General features: G+C 72.3%; 23 protein-coding genes. 19 read left to right on the top strand and 4 right to left on the bottom strand.

Annotated elements, in window-relative coordinates; translation table 11 throughout:
• Positions 1 to 49: 49 nt before the first annotated feature.
• The 16 genes from SHK17_RS09530 to SHK17_RS09605 all read left to right on the top strand — a co-directional run bounded on the left by SHK17_RS09530 (position 50) and on the right by SHK17_RS09605 (position 17,525).
• Complete coding sequence (locus SHK17_RS09530; protein ID WP_322921874.1) at positions 50 to 2,104, top strand: APC family permease; 2,055 nt, start codon at positions 50 to 52, stop codon at positions 2,102 to 2,104.
• Positions 2,101 to 3,318, top strand: coding sequence for a class I SAM-dependent RNA methyltransferase (locus SHK17_RS09535; RefSeq protein WP_322921875.1), 1,218 nt, complete (start codon positions 2,101 to 2,103; stop codon positions 3,316 to 3,318). The genes SHK17_RS09530 and SHK17_RS09535 overlap by 4 nt, the downstream gene beginning before the upstream one ends.
• 60 nt (positions 3,319 to 3,378) lie before the next feature.
• Positions 3,379 to 3,735 carry a hypothetical protein gene (locus SHK17_RS09540; protein WP_322921876.1) on the top strand — a complete coding sequence of 119 codons (357 nt, stop codon included), beginning with the start codon at positions 3,379 to 3,381 and terminating at the stop codon, positions 3,733 to 3,735.
• Between the two features lie 158 nt (positions 3,736 to 3,893).
• Positions 3,894 to 6,791, top strand: a complete 2,898-nt coding sequence (locus SHK17_RS09545; protein WP_322921877.1) for an aconitate hydratase — start codon at positions 3,894 to 3,896, stop codon at positions 6,789 to 6,791.
• A gap of 1 nt (position 6,792) precedes the next feature.
• Entirely contained in the window at positions 6,793 to 7,365 is a 573-nt protein-coding gene (locus tag SHK17_RS09550; RefSeq protein WP_322921878.1) for a hypothetical protein, read from the top strand.
• A gap of 85 nt (positions 7,366 to 7,450) precedes the next feature.
• Positions 7,451 to 8,827 carry a hypothetical protein gene (locus SHK17_RS09555; protein ID WP_322921879.1) on the top strand — a complete coding sequence of 459 codons (1,377 nt, stop codon included), beginning with the start codon at positions 7,451 to 7,453 and terminating at the stop codon, positions 8,825 to 8,827.
• Positions 8,814 to 9,308: a SigE family RNA polymerase sigma factor gene (locus tag SHK17_RS09560; protein WP_322921880.1), complete on the top strand. Its 495-nt coding sequence runs from the start codon at positions 8,814 to 8,816 to the stop codon at positions 9,306 to 9,308. Before SHK17_RS09555 ends, SHK17_RS09560 begins: the two co-directional genes overlap by 14 nt.
• On the top strand, positions 9,305 to 10,018 hold the full coding sequence (locus SHK17_RS09565) for a DUF3105 domain-containing protein (protein WP_322921881.1): 714 nt from the start codon (positions 9,305 to 9,307) through the stop codon (positions 10,016 to 10,018). Before SHK17_RS09560 ends, SHK17_RS09565 begins: the two co-directional genes overlap by 4 nt.
• A 43-nt stretch (positions 10,019 to 10,061) precedes the next feature.
• Complete coding sequence (locus tag SHK17_RS09570; protein ID WP_172272609.1) at positions 10,062 to 10,367, top strand: MTH1187 family thiamine-binding protein; 306 nt, start codon at positions 10,062 to 10,064, stop codon at positions 10,365 to 10,367.
• Complete coding sequence (locus SHK17_RS09575) at positions 10,357 to 10,761, top strand: YjbQ family protein (RefSeq protein ID WP_172272606.1); 405 nt, start codon at positions 10,357 to 10,359, stop codon at positions 10,759 to 10,761. Before SHK17_RS09570 ends, SHK17_RS09575 begins: the two co-directional genes overlap by 11 nt.
• A gap of 3 nt (positions 10,762 to 10,764) precedes the next feature.
• Positions 10,765 to 11,355 (top strand): GNAT family N-acetyltransferase, encoded by a 591-nt coding sequence (locus SHK17_RS09580; RefSeq protein ID WP_322921882.1) that lies wholly within the window; start codon positions 10,765 to 10,767, stop codon positions 11,353 to 11,355.
• Positions 11,356 to 11,396: 41 nt separating this feature from the next.
• Positions 11,397 to 11,813, top strand: a complete 417-nt coding sequence (locus SHK17_RS09585) for a hypothetical protein (protein WP_216652518.1) — start codon at positions 11,397 to 11,399, stop codon at positions 11,811 to 11,813.
• A 33-nt stretch (positions 11,814 to 11,846) separates the two neighbouring features.
• On the top strand, positions 11,847 to 13,124 hold the full coding sequence (locus SHK17_RS09590; RefSeq protein WP_322921883.1) for an NUDIX hydrolase: 1,278 nt from the start codon (positions 11,847 to 11,849) through the stop codon (positions 13,122 to 13,124).
• A complete protein-coding gene (locus tag SHK17_RS09595; RefSeq protein ID WP_172272600.1) occupies positions 13,121 to 14,056 on the top strand; it encodes an SMP-30/gluconolactonase/LRE family protein in 936 nt (311 codons plus the stop codon). Before SHK17_RS09590 ends, SHK17_RS09595 begins: the two co-directional genes overlap by 4 nt.
• Positions 14,057 to 14,072: 16 nt before the next feature.
• Entirely contained in the window at positions 14,073 to 15,977 is a 1,905-nt protein-coding gene (gene dxs, locus SHK17_RS09600) for a 1-deoxy-D-xylulose-5-phosphate synthase (RefSeq protein WP_322921884.1), read from the top strand.
• Positions 15,978 to 16,019: 42 nt separating this feature from the next.
• On the top strand, positions 16,020 to 17,525 hold the full coding sequence (locus SHK17_RS09605) for an amino acid permease (RefSeq protein ID WP_322921885.1): 1,506 nt from the start codon (positions 16,020 to 16,022) through the stop codon (positions 17,523 to 17,525).
• Between the two features lie 137 nt (positions 17,526 to 17,662).
• On the opposite strand, the gene SHK17_RS09610 is transcribed toward SHK17_RS09605, so the two are convergent.
• Both SHK17_RS09610 and SHK17_RS09615 read right to left on the bottom strand, forming a co-directional pair.
• Entirely contained in the window at positions 17,663 to 19,750 is a 2,088-nt protein-coding gene (locus SHK17_RS09610) for a 3-hydroxyacyl-CoA dehydrogenase NAD-binding domain-containing protein (RefSeq protein WP_322921886.1), read from the bottom strand.
• Positions 19,747 to 20,964: a thiolase family protein gene (locus tag SHK17_RS09615; protein WP_322921887.1), complete on the bottom strand. Its 1,218-nt coding sequence runs from the start codon at positions 20,962 to 20,964 to the stop codon at positions 19,747 to 19,749. The genes SHK17_RS09610 and SHK17_RS09615 overlap by 4 nt, the downstream gene beginning before the upstream one ends.
• 116 nt (positions 20,965 to 21,080) lie before the next feature.
• Here SHK17_RS09615 and SHK17_RS09620 point away from each other — a divergent pair, with 116 nt between their 5' ends.
• Together SHK17_RS09620 and SHK17_RS09625 are read left to right on the top strand one after the other, a co-directional pair.
• Complete coding sequence (locus SHK17_RS09620; RefSeq protein ID WP_322424148.1) at positions 21,081 to 22,028, top strand: PAC2 family protein; 948 nt, start codon at positions 21,081 to 21,083, stop codon at positions 22,026 to 22,028.
• Entirely contained in the window at positions 22,028 to 22,897 is an 870-nt protein-coding gene (locus SHK17_RS09625) for an acyl-CoA thioesterase (protein ID WP_322424149.1), read from the top strand. Before SHK17_RS09620 ends, SHK17_RS09625 begins: the two co-directional genes overlap by 1 nt.
• 12 nt (positions 22,898 to 22,909) lie before the next feature.
• Here SHK17_RS09625 and SHK17_RS09630 read toward each other — a convergent pair whose 3' ends face one another.
• The gene (locus SHK17_RS09630; RefSeq protein WP_322921888.1) at positions 22,910 to 23,791 is read right to left on the bottom strand and encodes a MaoC family dehydratase; all 882 of its coding nucleotides are present in this window, start codon (positions 23,789 to 23,791) and stop codon (positions 22,910 to 22,912) included.
• Positions 23,791 to 25,125, bottom strand: coding sequence for a 3-oxoacyl-ACP reductase (locus SHK17_RS09635; protein ID WP_322921889.1), 1,335 nt, complete (start codon positions 25,123 to 25,125; stop codon positions 23,791 to 23,793). The genes SHK17_RS09630 and SHK17_RS09635 overlap by 1 nt, the downstream gene beginning before the upstream one ends.
• Positions 25,126 to 25,263: 138 nt before the next feature.
• Here SHK17_RS09635 and SHK17_RS09640 point away from each other — a divergent pair, with 138 nt between their 5' ends.
• Complete coding sequence (locus SHK17_RS09640; RefSeq protein ID WP_322921890.1) at positions 25,264 to 26,544, top strand: acetyl-CoA C-acetyltransferase; 1,281 nt, start codon at positions 25,264 to 25,266, stop codon at positions 26,542 to 26,544.
• The last annotated feature ends 41 nt before the right edge of the window (positions 26,545 to 26,585 follow it).

Genomic DNA, 26,585 nt, shown 5'->3' on the forward strand with positions numbered 1-26,585 from the left:
CCGTATCCCAGCGTGGATCACGGTGGTCGCGGGTCTAGGCTTCCCGCCTGTGAGTGTCGGCGACGTGTCCAAGCGCATCCTGCTCGGTCGCAAGCTGCGGAGCAGCCAGCTCGGGGAGACCCTGCTGCCCAAGCGCATCGCCCTGCCGGTCTTCGCCAGTGACGCCCTCTCGTCCGTCGCCTACGCACCGGACGAGATCTTCATCATGCTCGCCGTCGCGGGGGCCTCGACCTACGTCTGGTCGTGGAAGATCGGCCTGGCGGTCGCGGTCGTGATGCTCACCGTGATCGCGTCCTACCGCCAGACCGTGCACGCCTATCCCTCGGGCGGCGGCGACTACGAGGTGGCCACGGTCAACCTCGGCCGCAACGCCGGCGTCACCGTGGCGAGCGCCCTGCTGGTCGACTACGTCCTCACCGTGGCGGTGTCGATCTCGTCGGCCGCGCAGTACGCCGCCGGCGCCGTGCCGTCCCTGATCGGGCACGAGGTGACCGTGGCGGTCGTCGCGATCGTGCTGCTCACGGCGATGAACCTGCGCGGGGTGCGGGAGTCCGGTGCCTTCTTCGCCGTGCCGACCTACCTGTTCATGACCGCGATCCTCGGCATGTGCGCCTACGGCCTGCTGCGCCTGCTGGCCGGCGACCTGCCCGAGGCGGAGAGCGCCCAGCTGGTCATCGAGCCCGAGCCGGGATGGGACGGCCCGCTCACCCAGGTGGCCCTGATGTTCCTGCTCGCCCGGGCCTTCTCGTCCGGCTGTGCGGCCCTCACCGGCGTCGAGGCGATCAGCAACGGCGTGCCGGCCTTCGAGCGGCCCAAGAGCCGCAACGCGGCGACCACCCTCCTCCTGCTCGGCCTCATCGCGATCTCGATGATGATGAGCGTCATCGTGCTGGCCAAGCAGATGAGCATCCGGTTCGTCGACCCGCACCACCTCGAGCGGCTGCGTACGGCGGGGGGCGGGGCGCTGCCCGAGGGCTACGAGCAGCACCCGGTGATCTCGCAGATCGCCGCCGGGGTGTTCGACCACTTCTCGCCGGGCTTCTACTTCGTCGTCAGCGTGACCGGCATCATCCTCGTGCTGGCCGCCAACACCGCCTTCAACGGCTTCCCCGTCCTGGGCTCGATCCTCGCCCAGGACGGGCTCGCGCCGCGCTCGCTGGGCTCGCGGGGCGACCGCCTGGCCTACAGCAACGGCATCGTCTTCCTCGCCGCGATGTCGATCCTGCTGATCTGGGCCTTCGACGCCGAGACCACCAAGCTCATCCAGCTCTACATCGTGGGCGTGTTCGTCTCGTTCAACCTCAGCCAGCTCGGCATGATCCGCCACTGGACCCGGCACCTGCGCACCGAGACCGACCCGGCGGAGCGCCGCCGGATGCTGCGCTCGCGCGCGATCAACACCTTCGGGCTCGGGATGACCGCGGTCGTCCTGGTCATCGTCCTGGTGACGAAGTTCCTCGCCGGTGCGTGGATCACCATCCTGGCGATGGGGTTCTTCTTCCTCGGCATGCGGGCCATCGGTCGCCACTACGCCCGCGTCGAGCTCGAGCTCGCGGCGGACGAGCAGGACAAGGTGATGCCGACCCGCGTCCACGCCATCGTCCTGGCGGCCAAGCTGCACAAGCCGACGCTGCGCGCCCTCGCCTTCGCCCGGGCCACCCGCCCCAACGTCCTCGAGGCGATCTACGTCAGCATCGACGCCAAGGCCACCAGCCGGCTGCTGGAGGAGTGGGACGAGCGGCACCTCGACATCCCCCTCAAGGTGCTGCACTCGCCCTACCGCGAGGTGGTGCGCCCGATCGTCGAGTACACCCAGGAGATCCGCCGCGCCAGCCCGCGTGGGGTCGTCGCGGTCTACATCCCCGAGTACGTCGTGGGCCACTGGTGGGAGCAGCTGCTGCACAACCAGACCGCGCTGCGGCTCAAGGGCCGGCTGCTCTTCACCCCGGGCGTCATGGTGATCTCGGTGCCCTACCAGCTGCGCTCGTCCCAGGTCGCCCAGGAGCGGGGGAAGCGCGACGAGGGACGCGTCCACGCCGGCGACCTGCGGCGCGGACGGGTGACCTCCCGCGGTGGCCGGTCGCGTCCGGGTGACGACACGTGAGCCGTCGTACGAACCGTCCCCGGAAGGCACGCGGTCGCTCGCGGGTGGGGGAGCGCTTCGAGGCCGAGGTGGGCCCGGTCGCCCACGGCGGGCACTGCGTGGCGCGGCTGCCGGAGCCGGAGTCGCGCGTGGTCTTCGTCCGCCACGCGATCCCCGGTGAGCGCGTGGTCCTCGAGGTGACCGAGGGCACCGACGGCGACCGGTTCTGGCGCGCCGACGCCGTCGCGGTCGTGGAGTCCTCGCCCGACCGCGTCGTCCCGCCCTGCCCCTATGCCGGCCCCGGGCTCTGCGGCGGCTGCGACTTCCAGCACGTCGCCCTGCCCGCGCAGCGCGACCTCAAGACGGCCGTCGTGCGCGAGCAGCTCGTCCGGCTCGGCAGGCTCGACCCGGCGTCGGAGCTCGTGAGCGGCCTGCAGGTGGAGGCGCTGCCCGTTGCGGGTCGCCCCGACGACGGGCTGCGGTGGCGCACCCGCCAGCGCTACGCGGTGCTGCCGGACGGACGCCCCGCCATGCGCGGGCACCGCTCGCACCACCTCGTGCCGGTCGACGACTGCCTGATCGCGGTCGAGGAGGCACGGCCCCGTCCCGGCGTGGAGCCCGGACGTCAGGGCGAGTGGTCGCCCGGTGAGCCGGAGGCCATGACGTCGCACGACGTGACGATCGGCAGCTCCACCGTCCCGTTCAGCGTGGCCTCCGACGGGTTCTGGCAGGTCCACCCCGAGGCGCCGGGCGCGCTGGTCGGTGCCGTGCTGGACCTCCTGCGGCCGGCGCCGGGGGAGCGGGCCCTCGACCTCTACGCCGGCGTCGGCCTCTTCGCCCGCTTCGTCGGCGAGGCGACCGCGGCGCGGGTCGTCGCGGTCGAGGCCGACCGCACCGCGTGCCAGCACGCCCGCGCCAACCTCGCCGGGCTCGATCGGGCCGCCGTGGAGTGCGGGCCGACCGACAAGGTGCTGCGCGCGGGCCTCGACGAGCCGTTCGACCTCGTCGTGCTCGACCCTCCCCGCGAGGGTGCCAAGCGCGCCGTGGTGGAGCAGGTCGTCGACCGCCGCCCGCGCGCGGTGGCGTACGTCGCCTGCGACCCCGCCGCGCTCGGCCGCGACGTCGCGATCTTCGCCGAGCACGGCTACGCCCTCACCGCGATCCGGGCCTTCGACCTGTTCCCGATGACGCACCACGTGGAGTGCGTCGCGCTGCTGGAGCCGGTCCACCGCTGAGCCCGTGCGGGCGTCACCGGACCGCTTGTCAGGCGGGAGCGGGCGGGGGAGGGTGGCGCCATGGCCACCTACGCCGTCAACCCGGCCGCCGTCGCCCGTGCCCGCGAGCTGATCGAGTCCCGCCAGTACGTCCTCGACAGCGACTGGGGACGGATGCAGCCGAATGCGGAGGCCGAGAACGCGTTCCTCGAGCGGCACTCCTGGGAGGACTACGCCGGCTGGCACCTCGGGCTGACCGAGGGCGCCAACGACGAGACGAAGGCGCGGTACGCGTTCGTCGTCGGCGACCTGCGGCGGGTGCACCGGTCCGCGCTCATCGCGTGCGTCTACCGGGCCTCGGAGTGGCGGCACAAGCAGGTGGAGCTCGCCGCGCACGAGCTGCTCCAGCACCTCGACGCGAGGGCCGGCATCTCCTGACCGGCGGGTCGACGGCCGGTTGGCGTACCCCTCGACATCATGTATCTTGATGTCGAGAGAAGTCGTTGCCCGAACTTAGGGTCGCCTGCCTTCCCGTGCCTCCACGTGCGACGGCAAGATGGACGCGAACCCGCGAACTCCCCGAGGAGATGTGGCTGATGGCCAGTCAGGACAGCTTCGGTGCCAAGGGCACCCTGGACGTGGACGGACAGTCCTACGAGATCTACCGCCTCGACGCGGTGAAGGGCGAGGGCCTCGACGTCGAGAGCCTGCCCTTCTCGCTCAAGGTGCTGCTGGAGAACCTGCTCCGCACCGAGGACGGCGCGGACATCACCGCCGACCACATCAAGGCCATCGCCGGCTGGGAGGCGAGCGCCGACCCCGACCAGGAGATCCAGTTCACGCCGGCGCGCGTGATCATGCAGGACTTCACCGGCGTCCCCTGCGTCGTCGACCTCGCCACCATGCGCGAGGCGATGGCCGAGCTCGGCGGCGACGCCACCAGGATCAACCCGCTGGCGCCGGCCGAGATGGTCATCGACCACTCCGTCATCGCCGACGTCTTCGGCAGCGCCGACGCCTTCGAGCGCAACGTCGAGATCGAGTACGAGCGCAACCGCGAGCGCTACCAGTTCCTCCGCTGGGGCCAGGGCGCCTTCGACGACTTCAAGGTCGTCCCGCCCGGCACCGGCATCGTGCACCAGGTCAACATCGAGCACCTCGCGCGCGTCGTGATGGTCCGCGACGGCGTGGCCTACCCCGACACCTGCGTCGGCACCGACTCCCACACCACGATGGTCAACGGCATCGGCGTGGTCGGCTGGGGCGTCGGCGGCATCGAGGCCGAGGCCGCGATGCTCGGCCAGCCCGTCTCCATGCTGATCCCGCGCGTCGTCGGCTTCAAGCTCAGCGGTGACCTGCCCGAGGGCGCCACGGCGACCGACCTGGTCCTCACCATCACCGAGATGCTGCGCGAGCACGGCGTGGTGGGCAAGTTCGTCGAGTTCTACGGTCCGGGCGTCTCCGTGCTGCCGCTGGCCAACCGCGCCACGATCGGCAACATGAGCCCGGAGTTCGGCTCCACGATCGCGGTGTTCCCGATCGACGAGCAGACCATCGACTACCTCCGGCTCACCGGCCGCAACGACGAGCAGCTCGCGCTCGTGGAGGCGTACGCCAAGGAGCAGGGCCTCTGGCACGACCCCGAGGCCGAGCCGCGCTACTCCGAGCGGCTCGAGCTGGACCTGGCGACCGTCGTCCCGTCCCTCGCCGGCCCCAAGCGCCCGCAGGACCGCGTGTCGCTGTCGGAGGCCAAGGAGGCGTTCCGCACGGCGCTCGCCGACTACGTCAGCGAGGGCTTCACCGGTGGCGACGACCGCAAGCCGGGCGTGCCCCAGCAGGAGCAGCCCGAGGGCGTCACCTCGCGCGTCGACGAGGCCTCGGCCGAGTCGTTCCCGTCCAGCGACGCGCCCGCCTCCAACGGCGGCGGCGGTGGCGGCAACGGCAGCGGGCACCCGGACGACTGGCACGACCACGCGGCCGCCGCGTCCGGCAGCCGGCCGAGCAACAAGGCGTCGGTCACGCTGGCCGACGGCACCGAGTTCGAGATCGACCACGGCGCCGTGACCATCGCGGCGATCACCTCGTGCACCAACACCTCCAACCCGTCGGTGATGATCGGTGCCGCGCTGGTGGCCAAGAAGGCCGTCGAGAAGGGCCTGCAGCGCAAGCCGTGGGTCAAGACGACGCTGGCCCCGGGCTCCAAGGTCGTCTCCGACTACTACGAGAAGTCGGGCCTCACGCCCTACCTCGACAAGCTCGGCTTCAACCTCGTCGGCTACGGCTGCACCACCTGCATCGGCAACTCCGGTCCCCTCATCCCCGAGGTCAGCCAAGCCGTCAACGCCAACGACCTCGCGGTCGTGTCGGTGCTGTCGGGCAACCGCAACTTCGAGGGCCGGATCAACCCGGACGTGAAGATGAACTACCTGGCATCGCCGCCGCTGGTGGTCGCCTACGCGCTGGCCGGCTCGATGGACGTCGACCTGTTCAACGACCCGCTGGGTCAGGACACCGACGGCAACGACGTCTTCATGCGCGACATCTGGCCGACGGCCAAGGAGATCGAGGACGTGATCGCGCAGGCGATCAGCTCCGACATGTTCGACTCCAGCTACCAGGACGTCTTCGCCGGCGACGAGCAGTGGCGCTCGCTGCCCACGCCGGAGGGCAACACCTTCGCGTGGGACGAGGACTCGACCTACGTCCGCAGGCCTCCCTACTTCGACGGCATGCCCGACGAGCCGGAGCCGGTCACCGACATCGTCGGCGCGCGGGTGCTGCTCAAGCTGGGCGACTCGGTGACCACCGACCACATCAGCCCGGCCGGTGCCATCAAGAAGGACAGCCCGGCGGGCCGCTACCTCGCCGAGCACGGTGTGGACCAGCGCGACTTCAACTCCTACGGCTCGCGCCGCGGCAACCACGAGGTCATGATCCGCGGCACGTTCGCCAACATCCGCCTGCGCAACCAGCTCGCGCCGGGCACCGAGGGCGGCGTCACGCGCGACTTCACCGCCGACGGCGACGTCACCACGGTGTTCGAGGCGAGCCAGAACTACCAGGCCGCCGGCACCCCGCTGGTCGTCCTGGCCGGCAAGGAGTACGGCTCCGGCTCGTCGCGCGACTGGGCGGCCAAGGGCACGGCCCTGCTGGGCGTCAAGGCGGTCATCGCCGAGTCCTACGAGCGCATCCACCGCTCCAACCTGATCGGCATGGGCGTCATCCCGCTCCAGTTCCCGCCCGGCAAGACCGCCGACGACCTGGGGCTGACCGGTGCCGAGATCATCTCGATCAGCGGCATCATCGAGCTCAACGACGGCACCACGCCGAAGACCGTCACGGTCAAGGTCGAGCCGGCTCCCGGCACCGACCAGGCGCACGGCGAGACGAGCGAGTTCGAGGCGACCGTGCGCATCGACACCCCTGGTGAGGCGAACTACTACCGCAACGGCGGGATCATGCAGTACGTCCTCCGCAGCCTGCTCAAGGGCTGAGGTGGCGGACTTCCTCGAGCGTGCGCAGGCGGCCGTCGGTGACGACGGCCGCCTGCCGCTCGGGCGGATGCCCGCCTGGGACGTGTTCCCCTTCGAGCGCGGCGGCCTGCGGGCGCGGCCGCTGACCGAGTTCGCCGACCCCGAGCCCGACCGCCGCCAGGACCCGGCCGACTGCCGGACCTGCCGTGCGCTGGGCCGGCACACCCAGGTGCTCCACCTGGGTGAGCGGCTCGCGGTCGTCCGTCCGGCCGCGACCAGCCTGCCGTTCGTCGCCAACGTCGTCGCCCGTGAGCACGAGCTCATCGAGGACCTCGACGACGCGGGCCACGTCGAGCTCGGCCGCCTGCTCGCGCGCACGTGTGCCGCCGTCCGCGCGCTCGACGGTGTCGGCAACGCCCACATCACCAAGTGGGAGAACGGCAGCGGGCACCTCTCCGTCAACGTGATGGCGCGCCCGCGCGGCGTCCTCCAGCTCCGCGGCTCCAACTTGCCGGTCTGGGCCGACATGCTGCCCGAGATCCCGCAGGACGAGTACGACGCCCGCGCCGAGGCCGTGCGCGCCGCGCTCGCCTGAGAAGAACTCGCCGCGGCACCCCACCAGGTGCCGGGCTCGCGGCGTGTGGACGTGTGAGAGTGTCCGCACCCGCGAGGAGCCCGCCATGTCCGCACCGCCCACCGACGTCGTCGACAGGCTCGAGCGACTGGCCGACCACGCCCCTGGAGGCACCGTCGACCCGGACGCGGTCTGGGCCCGCGGGCGGCGGCGGCAGGGACGTCGTACGGCGTCAGTGCTCGCGGCGATCGTCGCGGCCGGGGTGCTCGCCGCCGCGGTGACGCCTGCGGTGCTGGCCCGCGTCGAGCCACCGGTCGCCGCCTCGTCGCAGCGGATGGTGCTGCCCGACGTGCTGGAGGCTCCGGGGGCCTGGACTCCCGCGTTCACCGTGACGCCCCGCCGGTTGTCCGCGGTCGGCGTCGGACAGCGCGCAGGCCTGTGGTCGTCCTCCGCCGCCCTGTGGGGTGTCGACGCCGGCACGGGCGAGGGTCGGTGGCTCGAGCTCCCCGGCGCCCTGCCCACGGCCGAAGCGGATGCCCAGCTGTCGGCCGACGGCCGTCGCCTCGCCTACTGGGTGACGGGGACGACCCCCGGTGAGCCGATGTCGATGGGTGGGACCGAGGACGACACGCCCGTGGTGGGGCTCGCCGTGGTGGACCTCGAGACGGGCGGCGTGGTCCGGTGGGACGTCGAGTCGGAGCACGGCCTCGCGGTCCAGGGTCTCGTCTGGGCCGGTGACGTCGTGTGGTGGCAGGGAGGGCCGGTCACCCCGCTCGGGAGCGGTAGGACCAGCACCGACATCGAGACCCACGTGTGGGACGTCGAGACGGACGAGAGGTCGGTGATCGGAGGCAAGGATCCGCGTGCAGCGCTGTACCTCAACGAGGCCGGCAATGCGCCGCAGGGGTTCGTCACCCTCCCCCGCACCTTCCGGCTCCAGCGCGTGACGGAGGCCGAGGACCCCGTGTCGCTGCGGATGGACCTGCCGCCCGACGCACCTTCGACAGCCGGCCTGTTCGATCCCCAGATGGCGACGGACGGGAGACGCGTCGCGGCGCTGATGGTGCGGGAAGCCGCGGTGTTCGACGACGCCGAGGCCAAGGAGCTCCTCGTCGGGAGCGCGACCGAGGGGACCGTGGTCCTGAAGCCGGTCGAGGGCGTGGGGGCGCAGTCCCTGCTGGGGTGGCGATCGCCGAGCGAGGTCGTGGCGTCGATCCCGACGGTCGTGGACGAGTCACAGGTGATCCGCGGCCGGCAGGTCTCGGCGGTCGACGTCACCACGGGTGCGCGCACGGAGCTGCTCGAGCTGCGGGGCGCGTTGCCGGTCAGTGTGGCGGCGGAGGCGTGGACCGCCGAGGTGGTGGAGGCGCCCGACGCGCCGTTCGCGCCCGACCCCCGACTGGTCGGGGTGGGCGGGATGGTGGTCATCGTCTTCCTCGTCTCCCTCGTCCGCGACCTGAGGCGGCGCCGTGGCCACCCCTGAGGGCTTCACGGAGTTCGTCGTGGCGCGGCAGGCGGCGCTGCTGCGCACGGCGTACCTCCTCACCGGGCACGCGCAGGACGCGGAGGACCTCGTCCAGACCACGCTCGTCAAGGTCGTCCCGCAGTGGCGGCGGATCGCCGACAACCCCGAGGCCTACGTCCGCCGGGTCCTCGTCCACGAGAACGTCTCGCGGTGGCGCCGCCGGCGGTGGCGTGAGCACAGCACCGGCGACCTCCCCGACGTGCTGGCCGCCGAGCCCGACCGGGCCGAGCTGCTCGCCGTCCGCACGGCGCTGGCCACCCTGCCTCCACGGCAACGCGCGGTGATCGTGCTCCGCTACTACGAGGACCTCTCGGAGGCCGACATCGCGGCGACGCTCGGGATCGCGCCGGGGACGGTGAAGTCCCAGGCCCGCGACGGACTCGCGAGGCTGAGGCAGGCGCTCCCCGACGTGGAGGGCGCCGGTAGCCTGACGCGGTGAGCGACACCGAGACCCCCGACGGTGCCCACCCCGACTCCCACTCCCAACCGCACAGCGACCCCGGCGAGCAGGCGTACGCCGCCGCACCGGTGTTCGAGGGGGCGACGGAGCCGGTCGAGGAGCAGCACTCCAGGCGCCTGCCGCTCGTCCTCGCCAGCGTGGCCGCTGCGCTGGTGCTCGGCGCAGCGCTCGCCGCGCCGCTCGTCGACCGGGCGCTGCGCGGCGAGGAGCAGGCGCAGCGCGCCCTCGACCTGAGCCTGGTGGAGACGTGGGACGTCACGGACCGCAGGCACACCGACGACGACCTGACCTACCCGCAGGACCCACCCGCCGGTGGGGCGCACCACCCCGTGTGGCTGGCGTGCGGCGTCTACGACGAGCCGGTCCGCGAGGAGAACGCCGTCCACGACCTCGAGCACGGCACGGTCTGGATCACCCACGACCCCGGCCTGTCCGACGACGACGTGGACGCGCTCGCAGCCCAGCTGCCGGACAACGGCATCCTGTCGCCGCGCGAGGACCTGCCGTCGCCCGTCGCGGTCACCGTGTGGGGCGCCCAGCTCCGCCTCGACGGCGCCGACGACGAGCGGCTCGGGCTCTTCCTCGAGGAGTACGGCGACGGCCAGACGGCGCCGGAGATCGGCGTCTCCTGCCGGGGCGGCACCCCCGATCCCGGCGGCGCCCTGCCGGGTGAGGGCACCAACGCCTGACGACGTGCAGGATCCGAGCCACCGGCTCCGATAGCCTCGCCGCATGCTCGTCGCCTTCTCGATCTCGCCCGTCGCCCAGGACCCCAGCGGGTCGGTCACCGAGGCGGTCGCCGCCGCCGTCCGGGTCGTCCGTGAGTCCGGCCTGCCCCACGAGACCAACGCGATGTTCACCAACATCGAGGGGGAGTGGGACGAGGTCATGGCCGTGGTCAAGCGCGCCGTCGACGTGGTGGCCGAGGTGTCGCCGCGCGTCGGACTGGTCCTCAAGGCCGACATCCGGCCCGGCCACGAGGGGCAGCTGACCGCCAAGGTCGAGCGCATCGAGGAGGCGCTGCGCCGTGCTGAGTGAGACGCGCAGCTACCGCACCGGCGGCGAGGAGGTCGTGCTCGACCTGACCCGCGACGCGGCCGACTTCGTGGCAGGCCGTGGCGACGGACTGCTGCACGTCTTCGTGCCCCACGCGACCGCCGGCATCGCCGTGATCGAGACCGGGGCCGGGTCGGACGACGACCTGCTTGCCGCGCTGGGCGACCTGCTCCCCGCCGACGACCGGTGGCGGCACCGGCACGGGTCGCCCGGGCACGGCCGCTCCCACGTGATGCCCGCCATCGTGCCGCCGCACTGCACCGTCCCCGTGCTGGCCGGTGAGCTCGCCCTGGGCACCTGGCAGAGCATCTGCCTGGTGGACCTCAACGTCGACAACGCCCAGCGCGAGGTGCGCTGGTCCTTCCTCGAGGGCTGAGGCGTGGCGGCCGTCGAGATCCGCCCCGCCCGTCCGGCCGACGCCGACGCCGTGCTGCAGGTGGTCCGTGCCGCCTTCGGCGCCGGCGGGTCGGCGCACGGGGACCAGGTGGCCGACCTCTGGGCGGAGGTCCGGGCGGGGGAGCACCTGCTGGCCGAGCGGGTGGCGGTGGTCGACGGCGAGGTCGTGGGCCACGTGGGAGTGAGCCACTGCTGGATCGACGCGCGACGCGAGCTCGTCGCGGCGTGCATGCTCTCGCCGCTCAGCACCGCACCCGCCCACCAGGGCCGGGGCACGGGCACCGCCCTCGTCGCTGCCGCGATCGAGGCCGCCCGCGGCCTGGGCAGGCCGGCGATGTTCCTCGAGGGCAGCCCGTCCTTCTACGGCGCTCGCGGCTTCGGGCCCGCGGCCGCGCACGGCTTCGAGGCGCCCAGCCGCCGGGTGCCGGCACCGGCGTTCCAGGTCGTCCCCCTCGCCCTCGAGGGCTGGATGACGGGTCGCGTGGTCTATCCCGAGGTCTGGTGGCGGCACGACTCCACCGGCCTCCGCGACCCCGACCTGGCCGAGGTCGAGGCAGCACTCGGACTCTCCTGACCCGGCCGAGCGATCGAACACACGTTCGATAGACTGGCGCGGTGTTCCCCGTCCCGCAACCGCCCCGGCGGGCCACGCCGCCCCAGGGCCACCGCGGCGTCGCCCCGCCCGGCTGGCCGCGACAGGTGCGGCCGCCGGACGCCCCCGACTGGGAGACCACCGCGGCCAGCTGGCTGCTCGACCTCTGCCCGCCCGACTACCGCCGGTTCCCCGGGCTGCGGCGTCACGTCGTGGTGCTGGCGCGCTTCGCCGTGCTGCACGTCGAGGCGCAGCAGCTGGCGACCCGGCGCGGGCTCAGCGAGATCCGCGGCGACCTGAAGGACGTCGCCAACGAGGCGGTCGTCGAGGCCGCGGTGCAGACCTTCCAGCTCGAGGACGCCCGGCTGCTCGGCGTACGCCGCGAGGTCGGGCTGGTCGAGGAGGCGCTGCGCGGTCGTCGCTACCGCGTCCGGATGTGAGGCCCCGCCCCCGCCGGTGGCTAGGGTCGCGCCATGCATCGCTTCGCGGCCGTGGCCGTGTTCGACCTCTTCGGCCGGCTGCTGCTGCAGGAGCGTGACGAGGACGCGCCCCACGACCCCGAGCGCTGGGGCTACCCCGGTGGTGACCTCGAGCCGGGGGAGGACTTCGTCACCGCCGCGGTGCGCGAGCTGGAGGAGGAGACCGGGCTGGTCGTCGACCCCGCGCGTCTCCAGTCCCTCGGCAGCCACCGGTTCCGCAGCGCGTCGTGCGGCGGGGACGACGTCTTCGAGCTCTTCGCCGTACGCCTGTCGGTCTCCCAGGACGACCTCGTGTGCGGCGAGGGCCGGCAGGTGCTCCTCGTCGACCCGGCCGACCTCGGCGACCGGGAGCTGCACCAGGCCACCGCGCTGACCCTCGACCGGGTGCGGGAGTGGCACGCCACCTCGGTGCGCACCGACTTCGTCCAGGTGACGCTGGTGGACCCGCGCGGCCGGGTGCTCATGCAGGAGCGGGACGAGCACGCCCCGGTCTGGCCCGACATGTGGTGCTTCCCGGGCGGCGGCCTCGAGGAGGGAGAGGAGCCGGCGGCGGGTGCGGCGCGCGAGCTGGCCGAGGAGACCGGCGTGGTGCTGGCCCCCGAGGAGCTCACCGACCTCGGCCTGTTCGAGCTCGCCACCGACCGCGGCACCTTCCGGTTCCACGCCTTCGTCGCGCGTACGACGCTCACCGACCGCGACGTGGAGTGCCACGAGGGCCGGCAGATGGTCTTCGTCGACCCCGACCCGCTGCCCGGGCTGGACCTCGTGCCGTCGACGGCTCTCGTGGCGCCGGCGCTGCTCGAGTGGATCGCGCAGCACCCGCGCGGCGGGGACGACCACAGGCGGCGCTTCGCCGGCGTGATCCTCGTCGATGCGCGCGGGTGGCTCCTGCTGCAGGAGCGCGACGAGCACCCCCGGATCGACCCGGAGAAGTGGGGCCTGGCCGGCGGCCACCTCGAGCCGGGCGAGGACTTCGTCGTCGGGGCGGCACGCGAGCTGGAGGAGGAGACCGGCGTCCGGCTCGAGCCGGACCAACTGGCGCTGCTCGGTGAGTTCGCCGTCGACCACCGCGAGGCCTACGGCACCTGGGACCTCATGCAGGTGTTCGCCGCGCGCACCGACCTCACCGACGCGGACATCGACTGCCGCGAGGGTCGGCAGATCGTCTTCGTGGACCCCGAGGTGGCGCGGGGGCTCGACCTGAGCGCCGCGGCGGTCGACATCGTGCCCGCCTTCCTCGCCAGCCGGCTCTACGCCACGATGGCGCTATGACCTCGCCGAGCCTGACCGTCCACCCCGTCCCGTCGATGGGGGCCGAGGACGTGGTCGTCTCGCCCGACGGCCTGGTGCTCACCGGCACCGAGGACGGGGCCATCTGGTCGCTCGACCCCCGCACCGGCAGCACCCGGCGGGTCGCCGACACCGGTGGCCGGCCCCTCGGCCTTGAGCTGCTCGACGGCGAGCACCTGGCCGTCTGCGACGCCGAGCGCGGCCTGCTCCGCGTCTCCCTGGCGTCCGGCGCGGTCGAGGTCCTGCTGGACCGCGTGGACGGCGAGCCGATGAAGTTCTGCAACAACGCCGCCGTCGCGAGTGACGGCACCATCTGGTTCAGCGACTCCTCGCTGCACTTCGGCGTCGCTCGCTGGAAGGACGACTTCGTCCAGGACACCCGCACGGGCCGGCTGCTGCGGCGCGACCCCGACGGCAGGGTCACCGTCGCCCTCGACGGCCTCGCCTTCGCCAACGGGGTGGCCCTGGCGGCCGACGAGTCGTACGTCTGCGTGGCCGAGTGCCGCGGGCGGACCGTCGTACGCCTGTGGCTCAGCGGGCCGCGTGCCGGTGAGCGCGACCACCTCGTCACCGACCTGCCGGGCTACCCCGACAACATCAGCCGGGGCAGCGACGGGCTCATCTGGGTGGCGGTCGCCAGTCCGGTGGACGCCCTGGTCGAGCGACTCGGCTCGGCCCCCATGGTGCTGCGCCGGGCGGTGACAAGGATCCCCGAGGCGCTGCAGCCCAAGCCGGCGCGGACGATCCGCGTGCAGGCCTACGACGACGACGGCCGGCTCGTCCACGACCTCGACCTCGCCCCGCCCGGTCACGGACCGGGCTACCACATGGTCACCGGCGTGCGGGAGCACGACGGCCGGGTGTGGATGGGGAGCCTCCATGAGCCGTCGGTGGCGGTCCATGACCTGGCATGAAATAGACTCGGGCCCCATGGCACTCCTCGACTCGATCGCGTCACCGCGCGACCTCCGCGACCTCTCGGCGGAGCAGCTGGACGAGCTGGCCGCGGAGATCCGCGACCTGATGATCCGCACGGTGGCGACCAACTCCGGTCACCTCGGGCCCAACCTGGGCGTCGTGGAGCTGACGCTGGCCATCCACCGGGTCTTCGACTCCCCGCACGACCGTGTCGTCTTCGACACCGGGCACCAGTCCTACGTCCACAAGCTCGTCACCGGGCGCCACGTCGGCTTCGGAACCCTGCGCAAGGAGGGCGGCGTCAGCGGCTACCCCAGCCAGGCCGAGTCCGAGCACGACATCGTCGAGAACTCCCACGCCTCCACCTCGCTGTCCTACGCCGACGGGCTCGCCAAGGCCTACGCCATCAAGGGCGAGGACCGGCACGTCGTGGCCGTCATCGGTGACGGTGCGCTCACCGGCGGCATGGCCTGGGAGGCGCTCAACAACATCGCCATCGCGCAGAACAGCCGCCTGGTGATCGTGGTCAACGACAACGAGCGGTCCTACACCCCGACGATCGGCGGGCTCGCGACCGCGCTGACCTCGCTGCGCACCAACCCCCGCTACGAGCAGGTCCTCGACCTGGTCAAGAAGCGGCTCAACGCCGTGCCCGGCGTCGGCCACGCGGCCTACGACGCGCTGCACGCGGTGAAGAAGGGCATGAAGGACGCCCTGGCGCCCCAGGGCCTGTTCGAGGACCTGGGCCTCAAGTACGTCGGTCCGGTCGACGGCCACGACCGCGCCGCCATGGAGCAGGCGCTCACCCACGCCAAGAAGTTCAACGGCCCCGTGATCGTGCACGCGATCACCCGCAAGGGCCAGGGCTACGACCCGGCGCTGCGGCACGAGGCCGACCAGTTCCACGCCCCCGGCCCCTTCGACGTCCAGACGGGCGCGGAGAAGCCCAAGGGCAAGATCTGGACCGACCACTTCTCCGAGGCCATCGTCGAGCTGGGCGCCCGCCGCGAGGACGTCGTGGCCATCACCGCCGCGATGATGCACCCGGTCGGGCTCGACGTCTTCGCCGCGACCTACCCCGAGCGCACCTTCGACGTCGGCATCGCCGAGCAGCACGCCGTCACGTCGGCCGCCGGCCTGGCGATGGGTGGGCTGCACCCGGTGTTCGCGGTCTACGCGACCTTCCTCAACCGGGCCTTCGACCAGGTCCTCATGGACGTCGCGCTGCACAAGTGCGGCGTCACCTTCGTGCTCGACCGCTCCGGCGTCACCGGTGACGACGGCGCCAGCCACAACGGCATGTGGGACATGTCGATGCTCCAGGTGGTCCCGGGCCTGCGCCTCGCCGCCCCGCGCGACGTCACGCGCCTGCACGAGCTCCTCGACGAAGCCGTGCAGGTCGACGACGCCCCGACGGTGGTCCGGTTCCCCAAGGGCCCGCCGCCCGCCGACATCCCCGCCCTCGACCGTGTCGGCGGTGTCGACGTGCTCGTCCGCGAGGGCGAGCAGGACGTGCTCGTCGTGGCGGTCGGATCCATGGGCACCACCGCGGTCGAGGTCGCCTCCCGTCTCACCGCCCAGGGCATCGGCGTGACCGTCGTCGACCCGCGGTGGGTCAAGCCGGTCGACCCGGCCGTCATCGACCTGGCCCGCGAGCACCGGCTCGTCGTGAGCATCGAGGACAACGGGCGCGTCGGCGGCTGCGGTGCCGTGCTCCTGCAGACCCTCAACGACGAGGGCGTGCACACGCCGTTCCGGCTGCACGGGATCCCGCAGGAGTTCCTCGACCACGCCAAGCGCGACGCGATCCTCACCCGCATCGGCCTGGACGCGCAGACCATCGCCCGCGCCATCGTCGAGGACGTCACCGCGCTCGACGAGGGTGTCACGCTGGTCGAGGTCGACCACCCCGCCTGACCTGACTCGACGGTAACGACGGCAGCCGCCTAGGTTGCTGGCATGAGCCTGTTCCGCACCAAGTCAGTCGAGCAGTCGATCGCCGAGACGGAGGAACCGGAGCACCGGCTCAAGAAGAACCTCGGAGCCCTCGACCTGACGATCTTCGGCGTCGGCGTGATCATCGGCGCCGGCATCTTCGTCTACACCGGGCTCGTGGCGGCGACCAACGCCGGGCCCGCGATCGCCCTGTCGTTCCTCATCGCCGGCCTGGCCTGCGCGCTCGCGGCCCTCTGCTACGCCGAGTTCGCCTCGACCGTGCCGGTCGCCGGCAGCGCGTACACGTTCAGCTACGCCACGTTCGGCGAGCTGGTCGCCTGGATCATCGGCTGGGACCTCGTCCTCGAGTTCACCGTGGGGGCCTCGGCGCTCGCCGCCGGGTTCTCCGGCTACCTGCAGAACGTCCTCGAGGGCACGCCCCTCGAGGTGCCCGAGTCCCTCGCCTCGGCGAGCGACGGCGTGGTGAACCTGCCGGCCGTGCTCATCGCCCTGCTCGTCACCGCGGTGCTCATCGGCGGGATCAAGCTCTCCAGCCGGATCAATCAGGTCATCGTCGCGATCAAGCTGGCCGTCGTCGGCCTGGTCATCGTGATGGGGGTCGGCTACATCAAGACGGCCAACTACTCGCCGTTCATCCCCGAGAGCCAGCCGACCGGCGGCGGCGAGGCCGACTTCTGGAAGTCGCCGCTCATCACCACGATCTTCGGGCTCGAGCCCGCCGTGTTCGGCATCGGGGGAGTGATCGCCGGCGCGGCCATCGTCTTCTTCGCCTTCATCGGCTTCGACGTGGTCGCCACGACCGCCGAGGAGACCCGCAACCCCCAGCGCGACGTCCCGATCGGCATCCTCGGCTCGCTCGCGATCGTCACGGTGCTCTACATCGCCGTGTGCCTGGTGATCACCGGCATGCAGTCCTACCAGGACATCGACCCCGACGACGCCGCCCCGCTCGCCACGGCCTTCGACCAGGCGGGGGTCGAGTGGATCGGCAACGTGATCTCGGTCGGGGCCACCATCGGCCTCACCGTCGTCGTGCTGATCCTGATGATGGGGCAGACGCGCGTCGCCTTCGCGATGGCGCGCGACGGCCTGCTGCCGCGGTCGCTGGCCAAGGTGCACCCCAGGTTCGGCACGCCCTACCGGATCACCGCGATCACCGGCATCGGCGTCGCGCTGCTGTCCGGCTTCGTCGACTTCGCCACGCTCGGCGACCTGGTGAGCATCGGCACCCTCTTCGCGTTCGTCCTGGTCAGCGTCGGGGTCCTCGTGCTGCGGCGCACCCGTCCGGACCTGCCGCGCGCCTTCCGCACGCCCGCGGTCGGGCTGATCGCGACGCTCTCGGTGCTGCTCTGCTTCTACCTGATGCTCAACCTCATCGGCGAGACCTGGGTCCGCTTCCTCATCTGGATGGCCATCGGCCTGGTCGTCTACTTCGTCTACGGCCGCTCGCACAGCCGCCTCGGCCGGGGCGAGACCCTCGGGCTGTCCGACGCCGACCGCACCGCCTGACCGGGCGGTTCCTGCCCGTCCCGGACGCCGACCGGGCACTTCCTGCCCGTCCCGGACGCCGACCGGGCACTTCCTGCCCGTGATGGGGCAGGAAGTGCCCGGTCAGCCGTCTGATCGTGACCGGTGCGCGCGGTGGATCAGTGGAACCGCTGGCCGGTCGCCTTCTCCGAGATGCCGGCGACGTCGAGCAGGAACGTCAGGCCGCCGTTCCAGAACGAGAAGCCGGCGCCGGTGATCATCGCCAGGTCGATGTCCTGGGGAGCGGCGACGACTCCCTCGTCGAGCATGAGCCGCGCCTCCTCGGCGAGGCCGGACAGCGTCCGCTCGCGGACCTCCTCGGCGGTCAGCACCACCGGGTCGGCGGGCTTCTCCAGGAGCGCCTCGACCTCGGGGTCGAGGGCGCCGTCGGGTCCGTAGTAGGCCGTCTTCCTCGCCGCCACGATCCGCTCGAGGGCGGGGGAGACGTAGAAGCGGTCCGGGAACGCGCCACTGAGCGTCTCGTTGTTGTGCAGCGCGATGGCCGGGCCGACGAGCGACAGCAGCACGAAGGGCGGCATCGGTGCGATGCCGGCGAAGGCGTTGTCGGCCACCTCGACCGGCGTGCCCTCGTCGACGATCCGGCCGACCTCGCTCATGAACCGCCCGAGCAGCCGGTTGACGATGAAGGACGGGCTGTCGTTGACCAGGATGGTCGTCTTCTTCAGCGCCTTGCCGGTGGCGAAGGCGGTGGCCAGCGTCGCGTCGTCAGTCGCCTCGCCCTTGACGATCTCGAGCAGCGGCATCACCGCGACGGGGTTGAAGAAGTGGAAGCCGACGACCCGCTCGGGGTGCTCGAGGTCCGACGCCATCTCCGTGATTGACAGCGAGGACGTGTTGGTGGCCAGCACGCACTCGGGGGAGACGACCTTCTCCACGTCGGCGAAGACGGTCTTCTTGACCGCCATCTCCTCGAAGACGGCCTCGATCACGAAGTCGGCGTCGCCGAACGCGACCTGCTTGTCGGTCTCGCCGGAGACCAGCGCCTTGTGCCGGTTGGCCTTGTCCTGGCTGATCCGGCCCTTGGCCAGCAGCTTGTCGATCTCGGCGTGGACGTAGGCGACGCCCTTGTCGGCCCGCTCCTGGTCGAGGTCGGTCAGCACGACCGGCACCTCGAGGCGGCGCACGAACAGCAGCGCGAGCTGGCTGGCCATCAGGCCGGCACCCAGGATGCCGACCTTGGTGACCGGTCGCGCGAGCGACTTGTCGGGGGCGCCGGCGGGACGCTTGGCCCGCTTCTGCACCAGGTCGAAGGAGTAGAGCGAGGCCAGCAGCTCCGCCGTCTGCGACAGCGCGTGGAGGGCGTCGTCCTCGGCGGCGAAGCCCGCGTCACGGTCGGTGTGGCGTGCGGCGGCGATCAGCTCGACGGCCTTCGCGGCGGCCGGGGAGCCGCCACCGGTCCGGGAGGCCACGATGCCCTCGGCCCGCCTGATCGCGGCGTCCCACGCGTCGCCGCGGTCGACCTCGGGCCGCTCCACGGTCGTCTCGCCGCGCAGCACCGAGGCCGCCCACAGCAGCGACTGCTCGAGGAAGTCGGCGCCGTTGAAGACCGCGTCGGCCAGCCCGAGGTCGTACGCCGCCTGCCCGCCCAGCGTCTTGCCCTGGTTGAGCGGGTTCTCGAGGATCAGGGTCACGGCCTTGTCCGCACCGACCAGGTTGGGCACCAGCCACGCGCCACCCCAGCCCGGGACCAGGCCGAGCATGACCTCGGGCAGGCCGAGCGCGGGGGCGGAGTCCATGACGGTGCGGTAGGTGCAGTGCAGCGCCACCTCCAGGCCGCCGCCGAGGGCGAGGCCGTTGATGAGCCCGAACGACGGCTTGCCGCCGTCCTGCAGCTTGCGGAAGACCGCGTGCCCGAGCTCCGCCACGATGCGTACGGCGTCGGGGCCGCCGCCCTGGATGGAGGTGAGGTCGGCGCCGGCGGCCAGGATGAACGGCTTGCCGGTGACGGCGATCGCGTCGACGGTGTCGTCGGCGAGGGCGGCGTCGATGGCCTCGTCGAGCGAGAGCAGCGACGCGGGGCCGAAGGTGTTCGGCCTGGTGTGGTCCTCGCCGTTGTCGAGGGTGATCAGGCCGAACGTCGCCCCGGGCAGGGTGACCGTGCGCAGGTGCGCGCGGGTGACGCGCTCGGCGTCGGAGACGATCGTCCGGGCGCGCTCGACGATGCTGGGGTCGTGGGGGGTGCTCACTCGGTGTCTCCCGTCGAGTCGTCCGAACCGTTCCAGTGCGGGTTCTCCCAGATCACGGTGCCGCCCATGCCGATGCCGATGCACATGGTCGTGAGGCCGTAGCGGACCTCCGGTCGCCCCTCGAACGCCCTCGCGAGCTGGTTCATCAGGCGTACGCCGGACGAGGCCAGAGGGTGGCCCATCGCGATCGCGCCGCCGTAGGGGTTCACGCGCTCGTCGTCGTCGGCGATGCCGAAGTGCTCGAGGAACGCCAGCACCTGCACGGCGAAGGCCTCGTTGACCTCGAAGGCCTCGATGTCGTCGATCGTGAGGCCGGCGAGGCGCAGCGCCTTCTCGGTGGCCGGGATCGGGCCGGCGCCCATGACCTCGGGCTCGACGCCGACGAAGGCGTAGGTCACCAGGCGCATCTTGACCGGGAGGCCGAGGTCGCGGGCGGTCTCCTCGTCGGCGAGCAGCGCGGCGGTCGCGCCGTCGTTGATGCCGGCGGCGTTGCCCGCGGTCACGTTGCCGTGCGAGCGGAACGGCGTCTTGAGGCCGGCGAGCGACTCCATGGTCGTCTCGGGGCGCATCGGCTCGTCGGTGGTGGCCAGGCCCCAGCCGGCCTCGGCGGAGCGGGTCGCCACGGGCACGAGGTCCGGCTGGATGAGCCCGGCGTCGTAGGCCGCCTTGGTCTTCTGCTGGCTGCGGACGGCGTAGGCGTCCACGCGCTGCTTGGTGATCGTGGGGTAGCGGTCGTGGAGGTTCTCGGCCGTCTTGCCCATCACGAGGGCGTCGGGGTTGACGATCCGCTCGGAGAGGATCCGCGGGTTGGGGTCAACGCCCTCGCCCATCGGGTGGCGGCCCATGTGCTCCACGCCGCCGGCGATGGCGACGTCGTAGGCACCGAAGGCGATGCCCGACGCGGTGTTGGTGACCGCGGTCATCGCACCGGCGCACATGCGGTCGATGGAGTAGCCCGGCACGCTCTGGGGCAGGCCGGCGAGCAGCGCGGCGGTGCGGCCGAGGGTGAGGCCCTGGTCGCCGATCTGGGTGGTGGCGGCGATGGCCACCTCGTCGACCCGCTCGGGCGGCAGGGACGGGTTGCGGCGCATCAGCTCGCGGATGGACTTGATGACGAGGTCGTCGGCACGTGTCTCGGCGTACTGGCCCTTGGCCTTGCCGAACGGGGTGCGGACGCCGTCGACGAAGACGACCTCACGCTGTGGACGGGACACTGGCTACTCCCAGGCTCGGGGAACGGGGCGCGATCAGGTTACCCCTCGGTAACAATGCCTGCCCACGAGGGCGGGTGTGTGTCAGGTCACTCGGGCCCGGTCACTAGGCTGACGCCATGGCCGAACGACTCGTGCACATCGTCGACGATGCCGAGGTGCTGGCCGACGCCGGTGACCTCACGCTGGTCGTCGTGCTCACCGGATTCCTCGACGCGGGCAAGTCGGCCGAGCTCGCGGCGTCCCACCTCGCGGAGCTGTCCGACGGCAAGGTCGTGGCGACCTTCGACGTCGACTCGCTCCACGACTACCGCGCCCGCCGCCCACCGATGTCGTTCGTGCGTGACCACTACGCCGACTACGAGGCCCCGCGGCTCGTCGTGCGCGCGCTGCGCGACACCGGCGGTACGCCGTTCCTGCTGCTCGCGGGGCCCGAGCCCGACATCCGGTGGGAGGCCTTCATCCGTGCCGTGCGTGAGGTCGTCGAGCACTTCGGCGTCTCGCGCACCGTGAGCCTGGGTGCCGTGCCCATGGCCGTGCCGCACACCCGTCCCATCGCGATCACCCCGCACGCCAACCGTCCCGACCTGGTCCCGGGCGAGAGCCCGTGGCAGGGCGAGCTGCGGGTGCCGGCGAGCGCGCAGGCGCTGCTGGAGCTGCGGCTGGGGGAGTGGGGCCTCGACGCCCTCGGGTTCGTCGCGCACATCCCGCACTACCTCGCGCAGATGGAGTACCCCCAGGCCGCGCTCGTGCTGCTCGAGCACCTGGAGATCGGCGGGCACCTCACCATCGACCTCGGCGAGCTGCGCGAGGCCGCCGAGATCACCGAGACCGAGGTCGACCGCTACCTGTCCTCCCACGACGAGGTCGGCGAGGTCGTGCGCGGGCTCGAGCAGCAGTACGACTCCTTCCGCGAGGCGGAGGCGGCCGGCTCGTCGCTGCTCGCCGGCGACGGCCCGCTGCCCACGGGCGAGGAGATCGGCAGCGCCTTCGAGGCGTTCCTCGCCGACCTCGACGACTCCAAGGGCGAGGGCGAGGACCCGGCCGCCGGCTGGGAGGACCGCTGATGGCCGGCAGTGCCGAGGAGCTGGCCGGCCTGCTCGACCTCGAGCGGCTCGAGGTCGACCTCTTCCGGGGTGCGCAGGCGAAGACCTCGCGCCAGCGGGTCTTCGGCGGGCAGGTGGCCGCCCAGGCCGTCGTGGCCGCGACCCGCAGCGTGGACGGCGACTTCGTGCTGCACTCGCTCCACTCCTACTTCCTCCGCCCGGGCGACACCTCGGTCCCGATCGTCTACGACGTCGAGCGCATCCGCGACGGCCGCTCCTTCGTCACCCGCCGGGTGTCCGCGCGTCAGCACGGCCGGCCGATCTACTACATGACGGCCAACTTCCAGGTCCCCGAGCCGGGCCTCGAGCACCAGGACCGGATGCCCGACGTGGTCCCGCCCGAGCAGGGGTTCCCGCTGGTCGAGCTGGCCCGGGCACAGGGCCCGGAGACGGCCGAGCACTGGGAGCGGGAGTGGTCGGCGCTCGACGTGCGACACGTCGGCATGACCGGCCAGGGCATCGACGAGGACGCCGAGCACGCCGCGCGCGCCCGGCTGTGGATCAAGGTGGACGGTGCCCTCTCCGACGACCCCACGACGCAGGCGGCGGCGTTCACCTACGCCAGCGACCTGACGCTGCTCGGCGCCGCGCTCGTGCCGCACGGCATCAACATCGCCTCGCCCAAGCTGCAGCCCGCCTCGCTCGACCACACCATCTGGTTCCACCGGCCGTTCCGGGCCGACGAGTGGTGGCTCTACGACCAGTTCTCGCCGTTCGCCGGGGGAGCGCGTGGGCTGGCGCTCGCACGGGTGTTCACGCAGTCGGGCGAGCTGGTGGCCACCGTCGCGCAGGAGGGTCTGATCCGCCTGCGCGACGGTCGCACACGGTGACGGAGCAGCGGCTCAGGCCGAGGTCGTACGCCCCACCAGGTGCGGCGAGGCGTCGCGCGGGCTGGTGACCGCGAAGGCCCAGCCGTCGGCCTCGCGGCGCGCGGCGTACGCCACGGTGCCGGGGAGCAGGACCGGCTTCTTGAACGCCACCTCGACCGTGACGGCTTCGGGCAGCCGGTTCTCGATCGCCGCCACCGAGCGGGCCTTGGTCCACATGCCGTGGGCGATCTGCCGCGGGAAGCCGAGCGCCTTCGCGGTCAGCGGCCAGAGGTGGATCGGGTTGGCGTCGCCGGACACCCCGGCGTAGGTGCGGCCCAGGTCGGCCGGCAGCCGCCACTCCACGCCGCCGGTCGGCGCGTCCGGCAGCGTCAGGCCGGCGCCCGGCTCGCCGTCGGTCGTGTGCCCGCGCCGGAGGTAGGTCGAGGTCGACTCCCAGGCCGTCCCACCACCGGCGGAGACGGTGGTGACGAAGTCGAGGAGGACGCCCTTGGCGTGCGGGCGGGGGGTGCCGGCGGCGGTCGTGACGTCGACCTCCTCGCCGACGCCGATCGCGCGGTGGGCGGTGATCGTGTTCTCCACGTGCACCAGCCCGACGGCGGGGTAGGGGAAGGCCGGGTCGGCCATGATCGCGGTGTGCAGCGGGAACGCCAGCAGGTGCGGGTAGGTGAGGGGTACGACGTCCTTGCGCGGGAAGCCGCACACCGCGGCGTACGCGTCGACGCGGGCGCGCTGCACCGCGACGCCCCGGCGGGACCAGGTGAGGCCGCCGAACTGATCCGCCGGGCGCTTGCGCACGCCCGGCAGCCGGTTGACCACGGGCAGGGCGGGCAGGGCGGCGCGGACGAGCGTCGTGATGCCCCCCGGCTCGCCGTCGAGCGTCCTCGTGCCCGGCATCAGGCGCCCAGCATCATCTGGCCGCAGACGCGGACCACGTTGCCGTTGACGGCACCCGAGCCGGTGCCGGCCAGCCAGGCGATCGTCTCGGCGACGTCGACGGGCAGACCGCCCTGCGACATCGCGTTGAGGCGCTGGCCTACCTCGCGGGTCGCGAAGGGCACCGCGGCGGTCATCTGCGTGACGATGAAGCCCGGCGCGACGGCGTTGATGGTGATGCCGTCGCCGAGCTCGTCGCGCAGGCTGTCGACGAGCCCGATGACCCCGGCCTTGGACGCGGCGTAGTTGGTCTGGCCGACGTTGCCCGCGATGCCGGCGATGGAGGCGACGCCGATGATGCGTCCGCCGGGGTTGACCACGCCGGCGTCCAGCAGCTCGCGGGTGATCAGCTCCGGCGCGGTGACGTTGACCGCGATCACGCTGCTCCATCGGTCCGCGGCCATGTTGGCGAGCTTCTTGTCGCGGGTGACGCCGGCGTTGTGGACCACCACGTCCACGCCACCGTGGTGGGTGCGGAGGTGGTGGGCGATCCGCTGCGGCGCGTCCTTGACGGTGATGTCGAGCACCAGGTGGTCGCCGTCGAGCTCGGCCATGAGCGTCTGTAGCTCGCTGGCGGCCTGCGGGACGTCGACCCCGACGACGGTGGCGCCGTCGCGGTGCAGCACGCGGGCGATCTCCTCACCGATGCCGCGGCTGGCGCCCGTGACGAGGGCGACCTTGCCGGCCAGCGGCCGGGACCAGTCGGCCACCTCGTCGGTCGTGGTCGGTCCGTGCGCGCCGATCCGGACCACCTGGCCGGAGACGTAGGCCGACTTGGGGGAGAGGAAGAACGCGAGCGTCGAGGCGATCGCTCCGTCCGCGGCAGGGGCGACGTAGACCAGCTGGACCGTGCCGCCCCGCCCGACCTCCTTGCCGAGGGAGCGGGTGAAGCCCTCGAGCGCGCGCTGCGCGACGCGCTGCGATCCGGTGGCCTGCTCCGGCGGCGTACCGATCACGACGACGCGGGGGCAGGTCTCGAGGCGCCGCATCAGCGGGGTGAAGAACTCCTGCAGCTCGACCAGGGCGGTGGTGTCCTCGATGCCGGTCGCGTCGAAGACGAGGGCCTTGGCGCGCGCGCCCTCGCCCAGCTCGCGCGCGGAGGCGATGCCGAGGCCGTCGAGGGTGGTGGGGAGCACGTCGGCCAGCCGGCCGGACCCGCCGAGCACGACGAGACCGTCGACGAGCGGGGCGCCGTCGGTCCAGCGCTCCAGCGCGGTGGGGTTGGGCAGGCCCAGGTTCTTCACGAGCAGCTGCCCGATCGAGGTGGACACGAAGCCCTGGTAGCGGTCGCTCATGGTGGCAGGTCCCTCTTCGCTGTCGGGTGGTGGAGCCGGGTCGATGACATGCAACTGGGTGTTCGAACGGGAGTCCAGACTTCGTGACGTGCCCCTCAGGGCGTTGGCCCCGGATGCGTCACCGGCAAGGATAGGAACATGCAGCCCACCACCCGCCCGGTCGCCGTCGTCGGCGGCAACCGCATCCCGTTCGCCCGCTCCAACACGGTCTACGCCGGGGTGTCCAACCAGGAGATGCTCACCGCGGCCATCGACGGACTCGCCGACCGGTTCGACCTCCGCGGCGAGCGCCTCGGCGAGGTGGTCGCGGGAGCGGTCCTCAAGCACGCTCGCGACTTCAACCTCACCCGTGAGTGCGTGCTCGGCTCCACGCTCGCGCCCGAGACGCCCGCCACCGACATCCAGCAGGCCTGCGGCACCGGGCTGCAGGCGGCGATACAGGTCGCCGGCAAGATCGCCCTCGGCGTGATCGACGCGGGCGTGGCGGGCGGCACCGACACCACCTCCGACGCCCCGGTCGCGATCAGCGACAAGCTGCGCCGCAAGCTGATGCGGGTCAACGCCGCCAAGGACACCGCCGGCCGGCTCAAGGCGCTCGGCTCCATCCGTCCCGGCGACATCGGGCTCGACATCCCGCAGAACGGCGAGCCGCGCACCCGGCTCTCGATGGGCGAGCACGCCGCGCTGACCGCGCTCGAGTGGCGGGTCAGCCGCGAGGCGCAGGACGAGCTCGCTGCTCGCTCGCACCACAACCTGGCGCGGTCCTACGACGAGGGCTTCCACGACGACCTCGTCACGCCGTTCCGCGGCGTCGAGCGCGACAACCACATGCGGCCCGACTCCACCGTCGAGAAGCTGGCCACCCTCAAGCCGGTCTTCGGCAAGGGCTCGGCCGCGACGATGACGGCCGGCAACAGCACGCCGCTGTCCGACGGCGCCTCGGCGGTGCTGCTGGCCAGCGACGAGTGGGCCGAGGAGCGCGGCCTGCCCGTCCTCGCCCACCTCGTCGACGCCGAGACGGCCGCGGTCGACTACGTCAACGGCCACGAGGGCCTCCTGATGGCACCGGCGTACGCCGTCCCGCGGATGCTGGCGCGCAACGGCCTGACGCTGCAGGACTTCGACTACTACGAGATCCACGAGGCGTTCGCCTCCCAGGTGCTCGCGACCCTGGCCGCCTGGGAGGACCCGGTGTTCTGCCGGGAGCGGCTCGGTCTCGACGAGCCCCTCGGCTCCATCGACCGCGACAGGCTCAACGTCAACGGCTCGTCGCTGGCGGCGGCGCACCCCTTCGCCGCCACCGGTGGGCGGATCCTCCCCGTCGCCGCCAAGCTGCTGGCGCAGAAGGGTCAGCGCCGCGCCCTCATCTCGATCTGCGCCGCCGGTGGCCAGGGGGTCGTGGCGATCCTGGAGCGCTGACCGGAGCGCTGACCGGGCACTTCCTGCCCGTCCTGCTCGGC

Origin of the sequence: Nocardioides renjunii (assembly GCF_034661175.1) — a bacterium.
Lineage (GTDB): Bacteria > Actinomycetota > Actinomycetes > Propionibacteriales > Nocardioidaceae > Nocardioides > Nocardioides renjunii.